The sequence below is a fragment of the Streptomyces sp. NPDC028368 genome (assembly GCF_055565615.1).
Genome location: NZ_JBVHTY010000014.1, coordinates 202,324 through 222,754 on the forward strand (window position 1 = coordinate 202,324; position 20,431 = coordinate 222,754).

At 73.1% G+C, this 20,431-nt stretch carries 18 protein-coding genes and 1 pseudogene; 9 read left to right on the plus strand and 10 right to left on the minus strand.

Annotation, left to right across the window (positions count from 1 at the left end; all coding sequences use genetic code 11):
- Positions 1-98: 98 nt before the first annotated feature.
- The gene (locus tag ACZ4S3_RS29365; protein WP_467939389.1) at positions 99-1,319 is read right to left on the minus strand and encodes an ROK family protein; all 1,221 of its coding nucleotides are present in this window, start codon (positions 1,317-1,319) and stop codon (positions 99-101) included.
- Between the two features lie 17 nt (positions 1,320-1,336).
- Here ACZ4S3_RS29365 and ACZ4S3_RS29370 point away from each other — a divergent pair, with 17 nt between their 5' ends.
- The 3 genes from ACZ4S3_RS29370 (at position 1,337) to ACZ4S3_RS29380 (ending at position 3,938) form a co-directional block, all read left to right on the plus strand.
- Positions 1,337-2,605 carry an MFS transporter gene (locus tag ACZ4S3_RS29370; protein ID WP_467939391.1) on the plus strand — a complete coding sequence of 423 codons (1,269 nt, stop codon included), beginning with the start codon at positions 1,337-1,339 and terminating at the stop codon, positions 2,603-2,605.
- A gap of 87 nt (positions 2,606-2,692) precedes the next feature.
- Positions 2,693-3,181 (plus strand): SCO4225 family membrane protein, encoded by a 489-nt coding sequence (locus ACZ4S3_RS29375; protein ID WP_467939393.1) that lies wholly within the window; start codon positions 2,693-2,695, stop codon positions 3,179-3,181.
- Entirely contained in the window at positions 3,168-3,938 is a 771-nt protein-coding gene (locus tag ACZ4S3_RS29380; RefSeq protein WP_467939395.1) for a maleylpyruvate isomerase family mycothiol-dependent enzyme, read from the plus strand. Before ACZ4S3_RS29375 ends, ACZ4S3_RS29380 begins: the two co-directional genes overlap by 14 nt.
- On the opposite strand, the gene ACZ4S3_RS29385 is transcribed toward ACZ4S3_RS29380, so the two are convergent.
- Entirely contained in the window at positions 3,886-4,371 is a 486-nt protein-coding gene (locus tag ACZ4S3_RS29385; protein ID WP_467939397.1) for a hypothetical protein, read from the minus strand. The genes ACZ4S3_RS29380 and ACZ4S3_RS29385 overlap by 53 nt on opposite strands.
- Before the next feature lie 72 nt (positions 4,372-4,443).
- On the opposite strand from ACZ4S3_RS29385, the gene ACZ4S3_RS29390 reads away from it, so the two are divergent.
- Positions 4,444-4,707, plus strand: coding sequence for a DUF6332 family protein (locus ACZ4S3_RS29390; protein WP_467939399.1), 264 nt, complete (start codon positions 4,444-4,446; stop codon positions 4,705-4,707).
- Here the strand turns inward: ACZ4S3_RS29390 and ACZ4S3_RS29395 are convergent.
- The 3 genes from ACZ4S3_RS29395 to ACZ4S3_RS29405 form a co-directional block, all read right to left on the minus strand.
- Entirely contained in the window at positions 4,668-5,333 is a 666-nt protein-coding gene (locus ACZ4S3_RS29395) for a response regulator (RefSeq protein WP_467939401.1), read from the minus strand. The genes ACZ4S3_RS29390 and ACZ4S3_RS29395 overlap by 40 nt on opposite strands.
- Positions 5,330-6,616: a sensor histidine kinase gene (locus ACZ4S3_RS29400; protein ID WP_467939403.1), complete on the minus strand. Its 1,287-nt coding sequence runs from the start codon at positions 6,614-6,616 to the stop codon at positions 5,330-5,332. Before ACZ4S3_RS29400 ends, ACZ4S3_RS29395 begins: the two co-directional genes overlap by 4 nt.
- A gap of 96 nt (positions 6,617-6,712) precedes the next feature.
- Complete coding sequence (locus ACZ4S3_RS29405) at positions 6,713-7,423, minus strand: TetR/AcrR family transcriptional regulator (protein WP_467939405.1); 711 nt, start codon at positions 7,421-7,423, stop codon at positions 6,713-6,715.
- 231 nt (positions 7,424-7,654) lie between these two features.
- On the opposite strand from ACZ4S3_RS29405, the gene ACZ4S3_RS29410 reads away from it, so the two are divergent.
- Entirely contained in the window at positions 7,655-8,095 is a 441-nt protein-coding gene (locus tag ACZ4S3_RS29410) for a nitroreductase family deazaflavin-dependent oxidoreductase (protein WP_467939407.1), read from the plus strand.
- A gap of 111 nt (positions 8,096-8,206) precedes the next feature.
- Here the strand turns inward: ACZ4S3_RS29410 and ACZ4S3_RS29415 are convergent, their stop codons facing one another.
- Positions 8,207-9,412 carry a geranylgeranyl reductase family protein gene (locus ACZ4S3_RS29415; protein WP_467939409.1) on the minus strand — a complete coding sequence of 402 codons (1,206 nt, stop codon included), beginning with the start codon at positions 9,410-9,412 and terminating at the stop codon, positions 8,207-8,209.
- Between the two features lie 194 nt (positions 9,413-9,606).
- Between ACZ4S3_RS29415 and ACZ4S3_RS29420 the strand changes: the two genes are divergently transcribed.
- Positions 9,607-10,977, plus strand: a complete 1,371-nt coding sequence (locus ACZ4S3_RS29420) for a M20/M25/M40 family metallo-hydrolase (protein ID WP_467939411.1) — start codon at positions 9,607-9,609, stop codon at positions 10,975-10,977.
- A 43-nt stretch (positions 10,978-11,020) separates the two neighbouring features.
- On the opposite strand, the gene ACZ4S3_RS29425 is transcribed toward ACZ4S3_RS29420, so the two are convergent.
- Positions 11,021-12,055, minus strand: coding sequence for an NUDIX hydrolase (locus ACZ4S3_RS29425; protein ID WP_467939413.1), 1,035 nt, complete (start codon positions 12,053-12,055; stop codon positions 11,021-11,023).
- Between the two features lie 543 nt (positions 12,056-12,598).
- On the opposite strand from ACZ4S3_RS29425, the pseudogene ACZ4S3_RS29430 reads away from it, so the two are divergent.
- Positions 12,599-13,843: pseudogene (locus tag ACZ4S3_RS29430) on the plus strand (glycoside hydrolase family 27 protein); the annotation flags it as partial.
- On the opposite strand, the gene ACZ4S3_RS29435 reads toward ACZ4S3_RS29430, so the two are convergent.
- Both ACZ4S3_RS29435 and ACZ4S3_RS29440 read right to left on the minus strand, forming a co-directional pair.
- Positions 13,825-15,948 carry a serine/threonine-protein kinase gene (locus ACZ4S3_RS29435; RefSeq protein ID WP_467939415.1) on the minus strand — a complete coding sequence of 708 codons (2,124 nt, stop codon included), beginning with the start codon at positions 15,946-15,948 and terminating at the stop codon, positions 13,825-13,827. The pseudogene ACZ4S3_RS29430 and the gene ACZ4S3_RS29435 overlap by 19 nt on opposite strands.
- A gap of 109 nt (positions 15,949-16,057) precedes the next feature.
- Positions 16,058-17,014, minus strand: coding sequence for an ROK family protein (locus ACZ4S3_RS29440; RefSeq protein WP_467939417.1), 957 nt, complete (start codon positions 17,012-17,014; stop codon positions 16,058-16,060).
- 155 nt (positions 17,015-17,169) lie between these two features.
- Here ACZ4S3_RS29440 and ACZ4S3_RS29445 point away from each other — a divergent pair, with 155 nt between their 5' ends.
- Positions 17,170-18,210: a LacI family DNA-binding transcriptional regulator gene (locus ACZ4S3_RS29445; RefSeq protein WP_467939419.1), complete on the plus strand. Its 1,041-nt coding sequence runs from the start codon at positions 17,170-17,172 to the stop codon at positions 18,208-18,210.
- 165 nt (positions 18,211-18,375) lie between these two features.
- Here ACZ4S3_RS29445 and ACZ4S3_RS29450 read toward each other — a convergent pair whose 3' ends face one another.
- Positions 18,376-19,659, minus strand: coding sequence for a DUF6986 family protein (locus ACZ4S3_RS29450; RefSeq protein WP_467939421.1), 1,284 nt, complete (start codon positions 19,657-19,659; stop codon positions 18,376-18,378).
- 201 nt (positions 19,660-19,860) lie between these two features.
- Here ACZ4S3_RS29450 and ACZ4S3_RS29455 point away from each other — a divergent pair, with 201 nt between their 5' ends.
- On the plus strand, positions 19,861-20,382 hold the full coding sequence (locus tag ACZ4S3_RS29455) for a DinB family protein (RefSeq protein WP_467939423.1): 522 nt from the start codon (positions 19,861-19,863) through the stop codon (positions 20,380-20,382).
- Positions 20,383-20,431: the final 49 nt, after the last annotated feature.

Sequence of the window (20,431 nt, forward strand, 5' to 3'; positions counted from 1 at the left end):
AGATCCCGTAGGGGTCGTGAGCGCCCCCTGCGGGGCCACAACGCGGCGGGGCCGGGGGGTATTCCCGTCGCTCACCACGTGAGCGACGGGAATACCGCCTAGCGCTCGATGACCACCAGGGGGTCGTCCAGCACCGGCTGCCAGGCCAGTTCCGCCGCGCCGACGAGGCTGTTGTGGTCGAGGCTGCACGGGAGGATCGGCACGCCCCCGCTGCGGCCCCACAGGCTGCGGTCGGCGACCACCGCGCGCAGCCGCTCCGGGTCGGCCTCCAACAGGGCGCGGTGCAGGCCGCCGAGGATGATGCGGTCGGGGTTGAGGATGTTGACCAGTCCGGCGATGCCCAGGCCGAGGCGGTCGATGAGAAGGTCGGCCGCGGCGCGCACACCCGGGTCGGCGTAGTCGTTCCGTAGCAGGTCGGCGGCCTGCTGGAGCAGGGAGACCTCGGGGCCCGGTTCGCGGCCGGCGGCGCCGAGGAAGGCGAGCGGGTCCGCCTCGACGTCCAGACAGCCGCGGCTGCCGCAGTGGCAGGGCGCGCCCTCGGGGTTGACGGTCAGATGGCCCACCTCCAGTGCCAGGCCCGAACTTCCGCTGTGCAGGCGGCCGTCGAGCACCAGGGCCCCGCCGACGCCCCGGTGGCCGGAGGCCACACAGAGCAGGTCGCGGGCGCCGCGGCCGGCGCCGTGGCGGTGTTCGGCGAGTGCCCCCAGGTTGACGTCGTTGCCGGTGAAGCCGATCGCTTCGGTGACTCCGGGGATGCCGGCGTCGGCGAGTGCGCGCAGGAAGAGTTCGCGTACGGGGGCGCCCGAGGGCCAGGCGAGGTGCAGGGGGTTGAGGGCCTCGCCGTCCGGCTCCGCCACGGCGGAGGGCACCGCGAGGCCCGCGCCCAGGCAGCGGCGGCCGGTTTCGCGCAGCAGGGCGGAGCCGGCCGCTACGGCGTCCGCGAGGACATGCGCCGGGTCGGCGGGGATGGTGCCGCAGCCGCTGGTGGTCGCCACGATGCGGCCGCCGAGGCCGACCAGGGCGACGCGGTAGCCGTCGGCGTGGATCTGCGCGGCGAGCACGACCGGGCCGCGCTCGTCGACGAACAGCCGGTGGGAGGGGCGCCCCTGGGATCCGGCGGAGGCGGTCGGCCGGGAGTCGACGGTGATCAGGCCGAGCGCTTCGAGCTCGGCGGCCACCGCGCCCGCGGTTGCGCGGGTCACGCCGAGTTCCGAGGTCAGGACGGCGCGGGTGGGTGCGCGTCCGGTGTGTACGAGCTCCAGTGCGGGTCCGAGGGCGCCACGGCCCCGCTCCAGCCTGGTTGTCCGAGTCTGGGTCACACCCCTATTCTGGCTTTGTGCCGACGCTAAACAAAATACGGACGGCCCTCTCGGGGACCGTGACCCGTAAGACGCGCCCCACCCCCCACTCTCCCACCGACCCGCGGCTGGTCCGGCTCCGCATCGCGATCACCGCGTTCTTCGCCATGGACGGCTTTCTCTTCGCCGGCTGGGTCGTCCGCATCCCCGCGATCAAGGCGCAGACCGGCGCCGGTGCGGGCGCCCTCGGGCTGGCCCTGCTCGGCGTGTCGGCGGGCGCCGTGGCCTTCATGATGATCACCGGACGGCTGTGCCGCCGGTTCGGCAGTCATCCCGTGACGGTCGCCTCCGCAGTCGCGATGGCGCTGAGCATCGTGCTGCCGCCGCTCACCCACTCGGCGACCGCGCTGGGCCTGGTCCTGCTGGTCTTCGGCGCGGCGTACGGCTCGCTCAATGTCGCCATGAACAGTGCCGCCGTCGACCTGATCGGCGCGCTGCGGCGCCCGGTGATGCCGAGCTTCCACGCCGCCTTCAGCCTCGGCGGGATGGTCGGGGCGGGGCTCGGCGGGCTGATCGCCGGCGGCCTGTCCCCCACCGTTCACCTGGTGCTGCTCGCCGTGACCGGCCTGCTGGTGGCGGCCGCCGCGGGACGCTCGCTGCTCGCGCACCCACAGCCCGTCGTACCGGAGCGGCTGCCCGCCTCCGGGCGCCGCGAACCGCAGGACGGGCAGCGCCGCCGCGGCCGCTCGGGCCGCTCGGGCCGCTCGGTCTTTGTCTTCGGCCTCATCGCGCTGTGCACCGCGTACGGCGAGGGCGCGATGGCCGACTGGGGCGCGCTGCACCTCTCCCAGGACCTGGCCGCGGGCCCCGGCCTCGCCGCCGCCGGATACGCGGTCTTCGCGCTGGCAATGACCGCCGGGCGGCTGTCGGGCACCACCGTGGTGCAGCGCTTCGGACCGGCCCGCGCCCTGGTCACCGGCGGGACGACGGCGACCGCAGGCATGCTGCTCGGCGCGCTGGCACCCACCGCGTGGGCGGCCTGCCTCGGCTTCGCGGTCGCGGGCCTCGGGCTCGCCAACATCTTCCCGATCGCCATCGCCCGTGCCGGCGAGGCCGGCGGTCCGGGCGGTGTCGCCGCGGCCTCCACCATCGGCTACGGCGGCATGCTGCTCGGCCCGCCCGCGATCGGCTTCCTGGCCGAGGCGTTCACCCTGCCCCTCGCGCTGACCACGGTCGCCCTGCTCGCGGCCGTCGCGGTGGTCATCGCGTACGGTACGCGCGGGGCGCACCACGCCGGGCGGGTGTGAGGCACGGAGCGCGGTTCACGGGCGGGGCCTCGGGTACGCGTTGCTCGGGCAGCACCGCCGGCCGACGGATGGGGGATCAGGATCGGCATGGACGACGCGGACGACATGAATGGCACGGGCCGCACGGGTGGCACCGACGGCACCGACGGCACGGGCAACGGCAACGGCGGGCCGGATCAACCGGCCCGGTCACCGCGGCCGCAACGGCTGCGCACGCTCGCGCGCCTGGCCTTCGGCAACCCCGTATCGCTCGGCTATCTGACCCTGGTGGTCGCCGCCGTCCTGTTCGCGGTGATCGACGGACTGGCCGTGCCGCACCCCGACGCCTCGTTCTCCGGCGTCTGGGCGCTGCTGCTCACCGCCCCGACGGTCTTCCCGCTGTGGCTCGCGGGGGACGCGCTCTGGGGTGAATTCGGCGCGCCGGACGGGTACTTGATGGCCGCGACCGCCGTCGCCGCCCTCGTCAACGCGCTGCTCCTGGGGATCTTCCACCGTGCGCTGGGCGGCGGCCGGCGGGGACCGCGGCGAGCCGTTGTCAGAGGCGGCTGGCACACTCGTGGGCATGGAGATCACTGAGTTCGTCGAAACGCTGCGGCTGGACGGAGGACTGCTGGCCGACGCGGCGGAGGTGGCCGGGCCGAACGCCCCGGTTCCGTCCTGTGGCGAGTGGCAGATACGGGATCTGGTCACCCATGTCGGGCGGGTGCACCGCTGGGCCGCGGAGTATGTGACACACCCCGTCGAGCAGCGCGGCGGCGGTCCCGCCCCGGCTCCGGAGCTTGCCGACGACGAGCTGGTGCCCTGGCTGCGCGAAGGCCATCACCGCCTGGTGGTGGCCCTGCACACCGCCCCGAAGGACGTGCAGACCTGGTCGTTCCTGCCCGCGCCGTCCCCGCTGGCGTTCTGGGCGCGGCGGCAGGCCCATGAGACGTCTGTGCACCGCGTGGACGCCCAGCAGGCCGCGCGCAGCGCGCTCACGCCCCTCCCGTCCGCCTTCGCCGCCGACGGCATCGACGAACTCCTCGTTATCCACTCCATGGACCGCAGCCGGCTGCGTACGGACGTGCCGAGGACCTTGCGGGTGCGCGCGACGGACACGGCCGACGCGGACTGGACCGTGCATCTCTCCGACGCGCCGCCGCGCACCGTCCGTACGTCCGGACCGGCCCCCGAGGCCGCGCGGCGCGAGCCCGAGGCCCCGGCGGACTGCACGCTCGAGGGGCCCGCCGAGGCGCTCTATCTCGCGCTGTGGAACCGCCTGCCGTGGGACGGCTTGAAGGTCAGCGGCGACGATGCGCTGATACAGCTGTGGCGGGAGCGGGGCGGCATCTGAGCTCCGGGGCGCCGCGTGGGGACCTGAGTGAGGTGCGCAGGGGGATGGCGCAGCCGACGACGAAGAGCCCGAAGAGTGTGATGGGCAGCAGGCCGACCGGCCGCAGCAGCATCGACGGATCCCGTTGCAGTTGCGGCCAGTTGGCGGTCCAGTTCGCCAGGACGTCCAGCGTCATCACCCCGGCCGCCAGCCGCACACCCAGCGGCCGGGCGGCCACCACCAGCACCGCGGCAAGCGGATCGAGGACCACCAAAGCGACGAAGAACGCCTGGAGTGCCGGCGGCCCGAACGCCGCATAGGTGTGGATCCCGCCCCGCACGAGATCGAGCAGGTGCGCGCCGGTCCCTTCGAGAAACCCGACCACGTACACCGCGCCGGCCCACCGCGCCCACCCCGGCTGCCCGCCCCATCGTCCCCACCCGCGCACTCCCATCCGGCCAGGCTATCCGCGGCACCGTCGTGCACGAGCGGCCCGAAGCGCCCCCGCCCCTGGCAGACTTGCGGCATGTCCCCCACGCGCACCCGGGCCGAACGCGACGCCATCACCGTCGAGATCACCTTCGCGCTGGTCAGCGGCGTGTTCGTCGCCGTCATCGGCTTTCTGGCGATGGGCAGCGCGGTCCTGTGGGCCCCGCTGCCCCGGTCCTGGGCGGGCCCGTGGCTGACGGTGAGCGGCGCCGTCGGGGCGGTGCTCTTCGCCGTCTGGGTGGTACGGGTGCTGCGGCGCGCTCAACCCAGCCAGCCGGGGCGGACCAGCCCCGACTCGTAGGCCAGCACGACCAGTTGGGCACGGTCCCGGGCGCCCAGTTTGACCATGGTGCGGCTGACATGGGTCTTGGCGGTCAGCGGGCTGACGACCAGGCGGCGGGCGATCTCCTCGTTGGAGAGGCCGATGCCGACCAGCGCCATCACCTCGCGTTCCCGCTCGGTCAGTTCGGACAGCGCGCCGGCCACGGCCGGTTCCTTGGAGCGGGCCGCGAATTCGGCGATGAGGCGGCGGGTGACGCCGGGCGAGAGGAGCGCGTCGCCGTCGACGACCGCGCGCACGGCCCGGAGCAGCTCCTCCGGTTCGGTGTCCTTGACGAGGAAGCCGGAGGCGCCGGAGCGGATCGCCTCGAAGACGTACTCGTCCAGCTCGAAGGTGGTCAGCATGACCACCTTGACGCCGGACAGCTGCGGGTCCTCGGTGATCCTGCGGGTCGCCACCAGACCGTCCAGGACGGGCATCCGGATGTCCATCAGCACCACGTCCGGGCGGTGTTCGCGCACCGCGGCCAGCGCTTCGCGCCCATCGGACGCCTCGGCGGCCACCCGGATGTCGGGCTGGGCATCCAGCAGCGCCTTGAACCCCGCCCGTACCAGCAGCTGATCGTCGGCGAGCAGTACCCGGATCACGACTCCTCCTCGGCGGCAGCCGGGGTCACCGTATCCGTACCCGGGACGCGGTCCGCCGGCCCGGCCAGCGGGATGTGCGCCCGGACCCGGAAGCCGCCGTCCGCGTGCGGGCCCGCCGCTACGGTGCCGCCGAGGGCCGCGGCCCGCTCCCGCATCCCGACCAGGCCGTTGCCGCCGCCGGCCGGCTCCCCCGCGGCGGCGGTCGCCGGCCCGTCGTCGTCGACCTGGATGTCGAGCGCGCCGGGGGTGTGCCGGAGCAGGACGCGGGCGGTGCGCGAGCCGGAGTGGCGGACGATGTTGGTGAGCGCCTCCTGGACGATGCGGAAGGCGGCGAGGTCGGTGCCGGGCGGCAGCGCGGCGCGGGCGCCCTCGGCGGTGACGTCCACGGCGAGCCCCGCGCCCCTGGCCTGTTCGGTGAGTTCGGGCAGCCGGTCCAGTCCCGGGGCCGGGGAGCGCGGGGCGTCCCCACGCGTGCGCAGGGTGTCCAGGACCTGACGCACCTCGCCGAGCGCTTCCTTGCTCGCGGCCTTGATGGTGGTCAGCGCTGTCCGGGCCTGCTCGGGGTCGCTGTCCAGCAGCGCCAGGCCCACGCCCGCCTGGACGTTGATGACGGAGATGCTGTGCGCGAGGACGTCGTGCAGCTCACGGGCGATCCGCAGCCGCTCCTCGTCCACCCTGCGCCGCTCGGCGGCGGCCCGCTCGGCGCGGACCCTGGCGAGCTGTTCCCGCCGCACCCGCACCAGCTCCGATACGGCGACGACGGCCACCACCCAGACGGCGATGAACAGCGTGTCCCCCCAACCGGTGGGCCCCGTGTGCGGCGGCAGCCACCGGTAGAGCCAGTGGCCGACGAGGACTTGACTCACCCACAGACCGCCGAGCGCGCACCAGGCGAAAGCGCGGTGCCCGGCGAGGATCGCCGCGAAGGCGCCCAGCGCGAGGGTGAGATAGATCGGCCCGTACGGGTATCCGGCCGCGAAGTAGACCGCCGCGGAGGCGGATGTGCCGACGGCGACCGTACGCGGATAGCGGTGCCGGAAGAGCAGCAGAGCGCCGCCGAAGACCAGCAGCGCCCGTGCGAAGGTGTCCAGCGGCACGCGTCCGGCCTGATTGTGCGCCGCGAAGCCGGAGCCGACCGTGACGAAGACCGTCACCGCGACCGTCGAGACCCAGGGCAGCCGCATGCCCGCCCAGCTCCTCGGCTCCGCGCGCACGGGCGACAGCCACCGCTTCCACACCGGCCCCAGGCAGCGCCGCGCCCACGGCGGCCGTGCGTTCTCCATGCCCGTAACGCTAGACCGCTGCCCGGCCCGGCGGCGTCCGCCAGGGGCAGTGACCGGCACTACTCCCGCGGGAGTAGCGGGCGACGAGGACAGGCCCTAGCGGGGGGTGGTGAGGCCGACGCTGCGGGCCAGCTGGAGGACCGACTGCTCGAAGAATTCGGTACGAGCCTCGATCACCCGGTTGAACTGGCCGAAGACCTCAAAACTCACCAGGCCGAAGAGCTGCGCCCAGGCACCGACGAGTCGTGCCAGCACCGCGCCCGGCAGCTCCACGCCGAGCTCCGCGCCGAGGGTGAGCGCATCGCCCACCACCGCGTCGGGCAGCGGTTCGGCGGGCTCCTTGAGCGCACCGGCGGCGTGCGCCTCGCGGACCACGCCGATCAGCGCCAGCCCGACCCGGGCGGCGGGCTGCGCGGTGGTGCGGGGGGCGGTGTAGCCGGGCACGGGCGAACCGTAGATCAGCGCGTACTCGTGCGGGTGGGCCAGCGCCCAGCTGCGTACGGCGGCGCAGACGGCGCTCCAGCGGGCGACGGGGCGCTTGGCGTCGGCGCCGGTCAGGGCGTCGCGGGCGCTTTCCGCCGCCTCGCCGACGGCGTTGTAGGCGTCGACGATCAGCGCGGTCAGCAGGTCGTCGCGGCTGGGGAAGTAGCGGTAGAGCGCCGAGGAGACCATGCCGAGTTCGCGGGCCACGGCGCGCAGCGAGAGCTTGGCGGCGCCCTCGGCGGCGAGCTGTCTGCGGGCCTCGTCCTTGATGGCCGCGGTGATTTCACTGCGGGCCCGTTCCCTGGCTCCTCGGATCGCTGTCATGAGGGCAGTCTGCCACCTTCTGGAGCAGTGCACCAAAGCAAGAGCAGTAGTTGGGGATGCGAGCAGTGCACTTAAAAGGGGCCGCCGCTCACAAAAGAGAGCAGTGCTCTTGCGCGTCACTGGGCGCGCGTGCACACTACTCACAAGCGAGAGCACTGCTCTCGAATCAGAGAGGCGCTCACGGCAGACTCCTCAGCCGGCGCCGCCACGCGACCACCGGAGGCCGTCCCCATGTCCCACTACCTCAAGCCCGGCCGCTTCGGCGTCCGCCTCAACGGCCTCATCGGCTGGCTCGCCCGTCGCGGCATCAGCCTCGCCGGCTCGGCCGACCTCGCCGTCCGCGGCCGCAAGAGCGGCGAATGGCGGCGCGTCCCGGTGAACCCGATGACGTACGAGGACGGGCGCTACCTCGTCTCGGCGCGCGGCAATGCCGAGTGGGTGCGCAATATGCGCGCGGCGGGCGGCGGCGAACTGCGCGTCGGCCGCCGTACCCGCTCGTTCACCGCCGTCGAGCTGCCGCCCGCCGAGACCCCGGCGCTGCTGCGCGCCTATCTCCGGCGCTGGGGCTGGGAGGTGAAGTCCTACTTCGGGGAGATCACCGCGGACTCCAGCGACGACGAGCTGCTGGCGGCGGCCGGGCGCCACCCCGTCTTCCGCATCACCGAATCCTGAGCACGGCCCGAACGCGGCGGGGGCGTCCGCAGCGGCCCGCCCACAGCAGGCCGCCCACGGCGGACCCCACCAGGCAGACCCGGCCCCGGGCCGGCCCCGCCGCGGCACCCCTCACCCGCGATCGAACGCGTCCAGCGCCCGCCGCGCCATCGGATGCGTACGGACCAGCTCCCCCAGCGTCGTCGTCCCGCGAGTGATCTTCGCGAACGCATTCCAGGCCGGCCGGAAGCCCGTGATCACCGCATGGAGCACGCCCGGACGGCGCGCGAAGAGGCCGAGCATCCGCCGCCCCACGGCCATCTCCACACCCAGCCCCGCCTTGATGGCGAAGGCGTAATTGAGGGCCTGCCGGCGGGCGTCCACCGCGTCGTGGGCCTCCGACACCCGCACCGCCCACTCCCCGGCGAGCCGGCCCGAGCGCAGCGCGAAGGAGATGCCTTCGCGGGTCCACGGCTCGAGCAGGCCCGCCGCGTCACCGCACACCAGCACCCGGCCGCGGGAGAGCGGCGAGTCATCGGCACGGCAGCGCGTCAGATGCCCCGACGAGATGCTCGGCTCGAAGCCCGCCAGCCCCAGGCGGCCGATGAAGTCCTCCAGATAGCGCTTGGTCGCCGCGCCCTCGCCGCGCGCGGAGATCACGCCGACGGTGAGGGTGTCGCCCTTGGGAAAGACCCAGCCGTAGCTGCCGGGCATCGGGCCCCAGTCGATGAGCACCCGGCCCGCCCAGTCCTCGGCGACCGTCTCCGGCACCGGAATCTCCGACTCCAGCCCCAGGTCGACCTGCTCCATCTTCACTCCGACATGCGCTCCTATCCGGCCCGCGCTGCCGTCGGCGCCGACCACCGCCCGCGCCAGCACCACCTCGCCGTCGCCCAGCACCACCGCGACGGTCCGGCGGTCGGGGACGTCGGCGCCGTGCTGTTCCACCCGGGCGACCGTGACGCCCGTACGGACCCGGGCGCCCGCGTCCTTGGCCGACTCGACCAGCCCGGCGTCGAACTCCGGGCGGTTGATGAGCCCGAAGAGCATGTGCTTGGAGCGGCGGGTGCGGGTCATCTTGCCGTTCATCGAGAACGTCACCGCATGCACGCGGTCGCGCAGCGGCAGCTCGAAGCCGGGCGGCAGGGAGTCCCGCGAGGGGCCGATGATGCCGCCGCCACAGGTTTTGTACCGCGGCAGTTCCGCCTTCTCCAGGAGCAGCACTTGGCGTCCTGTACAGGCCGCGGCATGCGCGGCCGCGGCTCCCGCGGGCCCCGCGCCCACCACCACGACGTCCCACACCTGCTGGTTGTCCTCGGCTGCGTGCTCGCTGCTCACCTGTGCGTTCGCTCCCGTTCGATGCATGGTTGCGGTCCCGCCCGCATCCTACGGGCCGGTGTTTCGCGAACCGCCTGTGGGAAGATCGGGAGCACTCATCCCCGTACGTCCGGCCCGTCCGGCCCGTCCGGCCCGTCCGGCTCACGAGGTCGGACGTCCTACGTACGCAACGTCGCGCCCACAAGGAGCGTTCCATGTCTGACAGGTCCGGCAGCCCGCTTGCGCACACCGTCGCAGCGCTGCAGCCCCGTGCGCTCACCGAGCTGGCCGAGCTGGTGGCGTTCAAGTCGGTGGCCGATCCGGCGCAGTTCCCCAGGAGCGAGTGCGAGGCGGCCGCCAACTGGATCGTCGATGCGCTGCGGGCGGACGGGTTCCAGGATGTGACGCTGCTGGACACTCCGGACGGCACCCGGTCCGTGTACGGCTTCCTGCCCGGCCCGGCCGGTGCCCCGACGGTGCTGCTGTACGCGCACTACGACGTGCAGCCGCCGCTGGACGAGGCCGCCTGGCTCTCGCCGCCGTTCGAGCTGACCGAGCGCGACGGCCGCTGGTACGGGCGCGGCGCCGCCGACTGCAAGGGCGGCCTGATCATGCATCTGACGGCGCTGCGCGCGCTGAAGGAGCACGGCGGCATACCGGTCAACGTCAAGGTGATCGTGGAGGGTTCGGAGGAGCAGGGCACCGGCGGGCTGGAGCGGTACGCCGAGGCGCACCCGGATCTGCTGACCGCCGACGCCATCGTCATCGGCGACACCGGGAACTTCCGGGTCGGGCTGCCGACGGTGACCGCGACGCTGCGTGGGATGACGCTGGTACGCGTGCAGGTCGATGCGCTGGAGGGCAATCTGCACTCCGGGCAGTTCGGCGGCGCGGCCCCGGATGCGCTGGCCGCGCTGATCCGGATTCTGGACTCGCTGCGGGCCGAGGACGGTTCGACGACCGTGCGGGGGCTGGCCGCGGACGGGAGCTGGGAGGGCCTGCAGTACCCGGAGGAGGACTTCCGTAAGGACGCCAGGGTCCTGGACGGCGTCGGGCTGATCGGCAACGGCAGTGTCGCGGACCGGATCTGGGCGCGCCCCGCCGTCACCGTCCTCGGCATCGACTGCCCGCCGGTGATCGGCGCCACCCCGTCCGTGCACGCGGGTGCACGGGCGCTGGTGAGCCTGCGGGTGCCGCCGGGCACGGACGCCGCCGACGCGACGAAGCTGCTGGCCGCCCATTTGGAGGGCGCCGCTCCGTGGGGCGCGCGGGTTTCGGTCGAGCAGATCGGGCAGGGGCAGCCGTTCCGGGCGGACACCGGCAGTCCGGCGTATGCGTCGATGGCGGCCGCGATGCGGGAGGCGTACGACGGCCAGGAGATGCAGACGTCCGGCATGGGCGGCTCGATCCCGCTGTGCAACACCCTGGCGGGGCTCTACCCGGACGCCGAGATCCTGCTGATCGGGCTGAGCGAGCCGGAGGCGCAGATCCACGCGGTGAACGAGAGCGTCTCGCCGCAGGAGCTGGAGCGGCTGTCGCTCGCGGAGGCGCTGTTCCTGCGGCAGTACGCGGCGAGCCGGGTCTGAGGCGACGGGGCGCCGCAGGCCGGCGGCGCCCCGCTGTCCGCCGTCAGCCCACCGGAACGCCCGCCTCCAGGTGGAGCGGACAGCCCCTCTCCCGGGCGCGCAGCGCCCACCGCAGGCGGTTCCAGCGGACCGGCGGCAGCATCGTCTCCGCCTCGGTCTCGGTCACGAAGCGCCAGTCGCGCAACTCGGCGCCGGGCAGCAGCAGCTCCCGTATCCGTTCGTCGGTGAGCGTGCCGCCGTCGAAGAGCAGCCGCAGGCCGCCGAACCCCGGCGGTTTGGGCGCTTCCCAGTCCACCACCAGCAGCCGGGGCGCGCGGGAGAGCTGGAGGCCCAGTTCCTCGGCGACCTCGCGCACTCCGGCGTGCGCGGGTGCCTCGCCGGATTCGACGATGCCGCCGGGGAATTCCCAGCCGGGCTTGTAGGTCGGGTCGACGAGCAGCACCCGGTCCTGGTCGTCGAAGAGCAGTACGCCGGACGCGAGGGTTTCGGCGGTCGGCTCGGGCGTCTGGACGATGTCGCAGGCGCCGGCGCCGGTACGGACCGCCTCGGCGACCTGTTCGGCGGTCTGCCGGGGTGTGAGACGGGTGGTGTCGACGATATGCGCGTCGCCGCGGATCCAGTCCAGCGCATCGGCGTACGGGCCCAGGTGTTCCCGACACCACCGGCGTAGGGACGCAGCGGCCTCGGGGTCCTGCTGGGGGTCCGTACGCCGGGCTATTCGCTCTCGCAGGATCGTTTCCTCCGCGTGCAGCAGAACATGCCGTACGGGAATCCGGCGGGCCGCGAGGGAGCCGAAGATCTCGTCGCGGTACTCCTGGCGCAGCAGCGTCATCGGTGTCACCAGGGGCCCCGGCACCTCGGTGAGCAGCGCCGCGGCGGTGTCCACGACCATACGCCGCCAGGACGGCAGGTCCTGATAGTCGTCGATCTCCTCGAACCGCTTGGCCGGCAGCATCAACCGCAGTCCGCTGCCGAGGAGTTCGGGGTCGTAGAGCGTGCTTCCGGGAAGCAGGTCGAGCAATTCATGCGCCGCAGTGGTCTTGCCCGCACCGAACGTGCCGTTCAGCCAGACGATCACGGTTTCCCCTCTTCCCTAGACCCAGGTGAGCTGCCCGCAACACCCTGCCACGGAAACGCTCGGGAAAACGGATGCCGGTCACCGCATCCCCCGCCGCGAAGCCCCCGGCAAACAAGCGCTCCCCAGCCCCTCCAGTACCGAAACCCTCACCTGCATACCGGCCTCTGTCGCATATGACGGCGGCCCATCGAGCGGTCAACGGCCCGTTCTGCGGCCCTTGCTCCCGCTCCTTGCGCCGCCTCTCACTGCCGAGCCGGAAGGCGATCCGCGTGTGGGCTGGACCATGCCCCCCCTAAGGGTGGAACGGGAGGGAACCCAACAGAACCGAACGCGAGTGAGGGGATCTCACTCCGAATGGCGGTCCCGGTCAAGGGAGTTGGCGGACTGAAGACCAACCGTTACCGCTCCCCTTCCAACAGACTCCAACAAGGTCTACCGTAATCACTCGCCAGTGACGAGTACATGCCCCACCGCAGCTCACTGCAGCTCACCGCGACTCACCACAACTCCCCACACCTCTCCCGAAGACGGAGGACGCGAAGCATGCGCGTTCATTTCCGCACCACCGCCCGGCAAGGTCACGCGAGAATCGTCGGAGCGCTGTCCGCCGCGCTGCTCTGTACGGCGGGACCGGTCGCCCCGCCCGCCGCCGCCCACACACCGGCTCCCCGGCTCCCCGGCGGGCTCGCCGCAACGCCCCCGATGGGATTCAACAACTGGAACTCCACCAACTGCCGGGCGGAGTTCAACGAGGAGATGGTCAAGGGCATCGCCGACCTCTTCGTCACCAAAGGCCTCAGGGACGCGGGGTACCGGTACGTCAATCTCGACGACTGCTGGGCACTGCCCGAGCGGGACGCGAACGGCCGGCTCGTGCCCGACCCGAAGCGCTTCCCGCACGGCATCAAGGCCGTCGCCGACTACGTCCACGCCAAGGGCCTCAAATTCGGCATCTATACGAGCGCGGGCACCAAGACCTGCAACGAGAACGGATTCCCCGGCGGCCTCGGACATGAGACGTCCGACGTCCGGCAGTTCGCCGGCTGGGGCGTGGACTACCTCAAGTACGACAACTGCAACAACCAGGGTGTGGACGCCAAGCAGCGCTACCGCACGATGCGCGACGCGATCGAGGCCACCGGGCGGCCCATCGTCTACAGCATCTGCGAGTGGGGCGAGAACAGGCCCTGGGAGTGGGCGTCGGACGTGGGACATCTATGGCGGACCACCGGTGACATCAGCGACAGCTGGCCGAGCATGCTCGGGATCCTGAAGCAGAATCTGCCGCTGGCCCCGTACGCGGGCCCGGGGCACTGGAACGATCCGGACATGCTGGAGGTCGGCAACGGCGGGATGACGGACACCGAATACCGCAGCCACTTCTCCCTCTGGTCGATGATGTCCGCCCCGCTGCTGATCGGTTCCGACCTGCGCAAGGCGACCCCGCAGACCCTGGCCATCCTGGACAACAAGGACGTCATCGCCCTCGACCAGGACGCACTGGGCAAGCAGGCCACGGTGCTGACGTCGGAGGCCGGACGGTGGACGTTGGTCAAGCAGCTGGCGAACGGTGACCGCGCCGTCGCCCTCTTCAACGAGACCGGCCGGACGCAGAAGATCACCACCACCGCCAAGGACGCCGGCCTCCCGCAGGCGGACCGCTACCGCCTGCGCGACCTGTGGCGGCACCGTGACGCGCACACCACGGGCGCCATCAGCGCAGACGTCCCGGCCCACGGCACCACCGTCTACCGCGTCTCCGCCGAGCGTCAGCAGGTGGGCAGGCCGGGGATGGGCTGATCGTTCGCGCCGCCGGTGAGGTAGACGACGCTGATGTAGACACCGGTGTTCCCACTGTCGTCATCGGTCTTCGCCCACCAGACGTTCGTCCACTTCCCGTACGTCTCGCGGCGGCCCAGCTTCGCCTGGCAGTAGAAGTAGTTGGTGCCCATGTTGAGGATGCCGGCCTGCTGGAAGGACGCGGTATACGACGTGGCCGTACGCCACACGTCGCAGTTGGTCTTGCCTCCGCCGCCGGCCACACACGAGGTCTTCGGCGTGGGCTCACCACCACCGCTGCCACCACTGCCACCACTGCCGCTGCCGCCGCCGGACGTACCGGACGTGCCGCCGTGCGAACCGCCCGAGGAGCCGCCGTCCGTACCGCCGTCGCCGCCGGCGGTCCCGCCGCCGAGCAGCCCGCCCATGGCGCCGCCCGCGCCACCGGGCTCGGGGGCCTTGGACGTCGCGCCGCCCGACGGCTCCTGGGAGGTGGACGGCGACGAACCGGCGCCGTTCTCCTTACCCTTGCCGCCCCCCTTGCCGTCTCCCTTGCCCGCTTCCTTGCCGTCGGAAGGGCTCGGGTCGGCGACCGGCGTCGGCTTCCCGGCCGGCGCCGCCGACTGCCGTCCACCATCCGCGGCGGTATCGCTCGGCCCCCCGCCGACCAGCGCATACGTCACCCCGCCACCGGTGGCGAGAACGGCGAGCACCGCCGCCGCCGCGAGCAGCGTCCGGCGCCGCCGGCGGGCGGGCAGCCGCTCGGTGTCGCCCCCGGAAGAGTTCCTCAGGTGCGGGTGTGTGTCCGTGGCCCCGACGGCCGGGCCGCTCACCACGCCGGGCGGGTCGAAGCCGGGGCTGATGGCCGAGGCGGGCGTGGCGGCCTCGGGCGGCGTCGCGGCCGCGGCCTGGTTCGCCGGAGCGCCCTGCGCCCCCGGCCCGCCGGACAGCCAACTGGCGGGCGGGGCAGGGGAGTTGGCCGGGCCGCCGGGCGCGGCGCCGGCGGCTGCGGCTCCGGCGTGACCGGGCGGCGGCGTCCCCTGCGGAAACTCCTGCGGCGGAGGCGGCGGCGCGAGCGGCCGGATGTCCGTCGCGGTCGGCAGATACGGCGAACCGGGCGCGGGCGCGGCCGCCGGCTCGCGCCCCTCGGCCACCGCCGTCAGCAGGGTCCGCGCCTGGGCGGCGGACGGCCGGTCGGCCGGACTCTTGGCCATCAGGGCGTGCAGTACGGGGGCGAGCGGCCCGGCCCGCTGCGGCTCCGGCAGCGGCTCGGTGACGATCGCGGTCAGCGTGGACCACACCGACGTACGGCGGAACGGCGCGCCGCTGCCCTCCACGGCCGCGTACAGCGTCATCCCCAGCGACCAGATGTCCGAGGCCGGCGTCGGGTCCTGGCCCTGGGCACGCTCGGGCGGCAGGTAGTCGAGCGAACCCACCAGCTCGCCGCTGCGGGTGATGTTGGTGGTGGCGCCGTCGCCCGGGGCCTCGATGCTGGCGATGCCGAAGTCGGTGAGCACCACACGGCCGGTGCGGTCGAGCAGCACATTGCCGGGCTTGACGTCGCGGTGCAGCACGCCCACCTGGTGCGCGGCGTCCAGCGCGTCCATCACCTGGGCGCCGATACGGGCGATCTCCCGGGGTTCGAGGGCGCCTTGCTGCTGGATGGCGTCGTCCAGCGACGGCCCGTCCACCAGCTCCATGACGATGACCGGGCGGCCGTCCTCGTCGATGACGTCATGGACGGTGACCACACCGGAGTGCCGGATACGGGCGGCGGCCCGCGCCTCGCGCTGCATACGGGTGCGCAGATCGGCGAGCTCCGGGGCGGAGGCATCGGTGTAGGCGCGCAGCACCTTGACGGCGACCTCGCGGCCCAGCACCTCGTCGACGGCGCGGCAGACCACGCCCATGCCGCCGCGGCCGAGCCGTCCGGTGACGCGATAGCGGCCGCCGAGCACCCGTCCGGTCAGATCGGCGTCCGTACCGCGCTCGGGTCCGCTCGCGGCGGCGGCTCCGGGAGCGCCGCCTGCCTCCGGGGCGGCCGCGTCGCCGCTGCCCCCGCCCGGCTCACCCGGCTCATCCGCTCCGCGTGCCTCACGTTCCCCCGATGTCATCGTCGCCGATCCCCTCGATCACCCGTGTCTGCGGTCGTACGCCGCGGACATCACGGAGTACGTTGCGGTCGGCAACAGACTAAGGGGCGCGCGGGGTCGGGTGGTGGCCTCAGGGCGTGGGGGCGAAGGCATCGAGACGGGACTGTTGCGCGGCGGCCGCGGCGGCGCCCACCAGCCCGGCATCCGTCCCCATTTGGGCGGGTACGACCTTCAGGTCCGCTACGAACGACAGCGTCGCGTAGTCACGCAGCGCCTTGCGGAGGGGAACGAAGAGGACGTCCCCCGCGCCCGCCACTCCCCCGCCGATGACCACGATGTCGATCTCGACCAGCGTCGCGGTGGCCGCGATGCCGGCGGCCAGCGCCTGGGCGGCGCGCGCGAAGGAACGTACGGCGACGGGGTCACCGGCGTGCGCCGAGGCGGCGACGGCGGCCGCTCCGGCGTCCCCGTCGGGCCCCGGCAGCCAGCCGTCCGCCAGCGCCCGGCGGGCGATGTTGGGGCCGCTGGCGATCCGTTCGACGCAGCCCCGGGCGCCGCACGGGCAGCGGTCGCCGTCGAGGTCGACGCTGATGTGGCCGATGTGCCCGGCGTTGCCGGTGGGGCCGGGGTGCAGGCGGCCGCCCAGGACGAGACCGCCGCCGACCCCGGTGGAGACCACCATGCACAGTGCGTTGGCATGGCCGCGGGCCGCGCCCTGCCAGTGCTCGGCCGCGGTCATCGCGACCCCGTCGCCGACCAGCACCACCGGCCGCTCCCCGACCAGCGCCCGTACCCCGGCGACCAGCGGGAAGTCGCGCCAGCCGGGGATGTTGACGGGGCTGACGGTGCCGGCCGAGGCGTCCACCGGGCCCGCGCTGCCGATCCCCACGGCCGCCACCCGCGCCCAGTCGGGCCCCGCGGCCAGCTCCTGGACCACCTCGGCCACCGCACGCATCACGCTCGCCCCGTCCTCGTCGGCGGGGGTCGGCCGGACGGCCCGTACGATCAGCCTGCCGCGCGCGTCCACCAGGGCACCGGCGATCTTGGTGCCGCCAATGTCGAGCGCTGCGCTGAGGTCCGTCTGCATCGGTGTCGAATCTCCTGGTGGGCCCGGGGCCGGGGTAGGTCGGCCCGACGTGAGAACGTCAGTCTTACCGCAGCTGACAACGTTGTCCAGGGGCTATGCTCGGCGGCACCCGCCGACGCCTGTGGCAGCCCTCTACAGAATCAGGACCGCACACCGTGACCGACACCGCCCGGGGCACCTCCCGTCGCTACGGCACCCGGCCCACGATGAAGGATGTCGCGGCGCGCGCCGGGGTCGGCCTCAAGACGGTCTCGCGCGTGGTCAACGGCGAACCGGGCGTCACACCGGACACCGAACGACGCGTCCAGGAAGCCATCACCGGCCTGGGTTTCCGCCGTAACGACTCGGCCCGGATCCTGCGCAAGGGACGGACCGCCAGCATCGGCCTGGTCCTGGAGGATCTCGCCGACCCCTTCTACGGCCCCCTCAACCGCGCCGTCGAGGAGGTGGCGCGCGGTCACGGCGCGCTGCTGATCAACGGCTCCAGCGCCGAGGACCCGGCCCGGGAACAGGAGCTGGTGCTCGCGCTGTGCGCGCGGCGGGTGGACGGACTGGTCGTGATTCCGGCCGGTGACGACCATCGCTATCTGGAACCGGAGATCGCGGCGGGCATCGCGACCGTTTTCGTGGACCGCCCGGCCGGCCGGATCGACGCCGATACGGTGCTCTCCGACAGCTTCGGCGGTTCCCGGGACGCGGTCGCCCATCTCATCGCGCACGGCCACCGCCGGATCGGCTTCATCGGCGACCAGCCGCGGATCCACACCGCCAAGGAGCGGCTGCGCGGCTACCGCACCGCGATGGCCGCCGCCGGGCTGCCGGTCGACGCGTCCTGGGTGGCACTGGGCTCCACCGCCCCCGAGCGGGTTCGGGCCGCGGCGACCACCATGCTCGACGGCCCCGAGCCGGTCACCGCGCTGTTCGCGGGCAACAACCGGGTCACCGTCACCGCCGTACGCGTCCTGGGCGAACGGCCGCGCCCGGTCGCCCTGGTGGGCTTCGACGACTTCGAACTGGCCGATCTCATACGGCCCGCGATCACGGTCGTCGCCCAGGACGCGGCGCGGCTGGGCCGGACCGCCGCCGGGCTGCTCTTCCGCCGCCTGGAGGGCGTCGACGAGCCGCCGCACCGGGTGGAGATCCCCACCCGGCTGATCGCCCGCGGTTCGGGAGAGATCCGGCCGGACGAGAGCTGACCGGCCGAACGCTCGGCGACCGCGCTCGCTCCCCGAGCCCGCCGCCTCAGCCGTGCGCGCCCGGACAGGCCATCACAGACGGCCCGTTACGCACGGGGCAGCTATCGACGGAATTACGCACCTGGCCGCTACCGACGGACCGTCGGTAGCGGCCGGGCCGCCGTCTCAGGCCGTCTTCGCCGGGCGGCCCGCGAGCGCGTCGAGGTCGGCGCGGGTCAGGCCGGTCAGCCGGGCGACCTCGGCGGTGTCGACGGCGCCGCAGTCCAGGCCGCGCAGCAGGTAGCCGCTGAGCGCCTTGGCGGTGGCGGGCTCGTCCATCACGTCACCGCCGGCCTTGGCGACATACGCGGCGAGCCGGGCCGCGGCCTGCTCCAGGCCCTCACGGTAGAAGGCGTAGACCGCGGCGTAACGGGTCGGAAGGTGGCCCGGGTGCATGTCCCAGCCCTGGTAGTACGCACGCGCCAACGAGCGCCGTACGAGCCCGTGGTGGAGCCGCCAGGCATCGTGGACCTGCGCCGTCGGGCCGACCGGGAGCACATTGGTCGAGCCGTCCGAGAGGCGGACGCCGGTGCCGGCGGCGGCCACCTGCATCACGGCCTTGGCGTGGTCGGCCACCGGGTGGTCGAGCGACTGGTGGGCAGCGCTGACGCCACAGGAGGCGCTGTAGTCGAAGGTGCCGTAGTGCAAGGAGGTGGCGCGGCCCTTGGCGGCCTCGATCATCCGGGCGACGGTGGCCCGGCCGTCGGCGCCCAGGATCGACTGGGTGGTCTCGATCTGGATCTCGAAGCCGATCCGGCCGCTCTCCAGGCCGCGCGCCTTCTCGAAGGCCTCCAGCAGCCGGACCATGGCGGTGACCTGCTCGGGGTAGGTCACCTTGGGGAGCGTGAGGACGAGGCCGTCGGGCAGGCCGCCGGCCTCCATGAGGCCGGTGAGGAAGATGTCGAGGGTGCGGATGCCGCGGTCGCGGACGGCCGCTTCCATGCACTTCATGCGGATGCCCATGTACGGGGCGGCGGTGCCGTCCCGGTACGCGGCGGCGATGAGCGCGGCCGCGCGGGCGGCGTCCGCGTCCTCCTCGGCGTCCGGGCGGGGGCCGTATCCGTCCTCGAAGTCGACCCGCAGGTCCTCGATGGGCTCGCGCTCCAGTTTGGCGCGCACCCGCTCGTAGACCGGCCCGGCGAGCTCGTCGGAGATACCGAGGACGGCGGCGAGCGCGCCGGCGTCGGGCGCGTGCTCGTCGAGGGCGGCGAGCGCCTGGTCACCCCAGGAGCGCAGGGTGTCGGCCGCGAAGACATCGCCGGGGACGTAGACCGTGTGGACGGGCTGGCGGGTGCCGGGATCGCCCGGGTAACGCCGTGCCAGTTCGGCGTCCACCGCGGCGAGAGAGGCACCGATTCCCTCGCGTACGGTGTGCGCAAGGCTCGTCGCCACGGTCTCCTGCTGCCCCATTCGTCACCCTCCCGATGCTTACGCCCGATGCAGATGCTCGAGCGCTTTCCGCTTAACGGAATCAACAATCCGTATAGTGAAGTTAACGGTGTCGGGTAGCGAGGTCAACACCCCCCGCCCGGGACAACGCAGGTCACAGCCCACGACCGGGCACCCGAAACCTCATGGCGCGCCACCCCGGCTGCCGTCACAATCGCCGTCATGACCTGGACCGCACCCCACATCGAGCGCAGCGCCCTCCCGAAAGCCGTCGGCGAACGGGAGATGCTCCAGAGCTGGCTCGGCTTCCACCGCGACACCCTGCTCGCCAAATGCGCCGGGCTCACCCCCGAACAGCTCGCCGAGGCGAGCAACCCGCCCTCCACCCTCACGCTGCTCGGCCTGGTGCGCCATCTGACCGATGTCGAACGCACCTGGTTCCGCAAGCGCTTCGTCGGTGAACAGCTTCCCGACCACCACATCACCGAGGAAAATCCGGACGCCGATTTCGACGACACCGACCCGGCCGGCGCCGAGTCGGACTTCGCGGCCTTCCGCGCCGAGATCGCGGCCTGCGACAAGGCGGTGGCCGGCCGCGGACTGGAGGAGACCTTCCGCCACGAACGCACCGGCTACGAACTGAACCTGCGCTGGATCTACGTCCACATGATCGAGGAGTACGCGCGCCACAACGGCCACGCGGATCTGCTGCGCGAGCGGATCGACGGCGCGACGGGCGACTAGGCCCGCGCCCCCGCCACAAACGCCCGAGGCCCCGTACGCAGCGCGCGTA

Bases quoted from the DNA above. Each gene is read 5' to 3' on its own strand.
- ACZ4S3_RS29375 (WP_467939393.1), top strand. From the start codon at position 2,693: ATGGACGACGCGGACGACATGAATGGCACGGGCCGCACGGGTGGCACC.
- ACZ4S3_RS29380 (WP_467939395.1), top strand. From the start codon at position 3,168: ATGGAGATCACTGAGTTCGTCGAAACGCTGCGGCTGGACGGAGGACTG.
- ACZ4S3_RS29385 (WP_467939397.1), bottom strand. From the start codon at position 4,371: ATGGGAGTGCGCGGGTGGGGACGATGGGGCGGGCAGCCGGGGTGGGCG.
- ACZ4S3_RS29390 (WP_467939399.1), top strand. From the start codon at position 4,444: ATGTCCCCCACGCGCACCCGGGCCGAACGCGACGCCATCACCGTCGAG.
- ACZ4S3_RS29400 (WP_467939403.1), bottom strand. From the start codon at position 6,616: ATGGAGAACGCACGGCCGCCGTGGGCGCGGCGCTGCCTGGGGCCGGTG.
- ACZ4S3_RS29405 (WP_467939405.1), bottom strand. From the start codon at position 7,423: ATGACAGCGATCCGAGGAGCCAGGGAACGGGCCCGCAGTGAAATCACC.
- ACZ4S3_RS29410 (WP_467939407.1), top strand. From the start codon at position 7,655: ATGTCCCACTACCTCAAGCCCGGCCGCTTCGGCGTCCGCCTCAACGGC.
- ACZ4S3_RS29420 (WP_467939411.1), top strand. From the start codon at position 9,607: ATGTCTGACAGGTCCGGCAGCCCGCTTGCGCACACCGTCGCAGCGCTG.
- ACZ4S3_RS29435 (WP_467939415.1), bottom strand. From the start codon at position 15,948: ATGACATCGGGGGAACGTGAGGCACGCGGAGCGGATGAGCCGGGTGAG.
- ACZ4S3_RS29440 (WP_467939417.1), bottom strand. From the start codon at position 17,014: ATGCAGACGGACCTCAGCGCAGCGCTCGACATTGGCGGCACCAAGATC.
- ACZ4S3_RS29450 (WP_467939421.1), bottom strand. From the start codon at position 19,659: ATGGGGCAGCAGGAGACCGTGGCGACGAGCCTTGCGCACACCGTACGC.
- ACZ4S3_RS29455 (WP_467939423.1), top strand. From the start codon at position 19,861: ATGACCTGGACCGCACCCCACATCGAGCGCAGCGCCCTCCCGAAAGCC.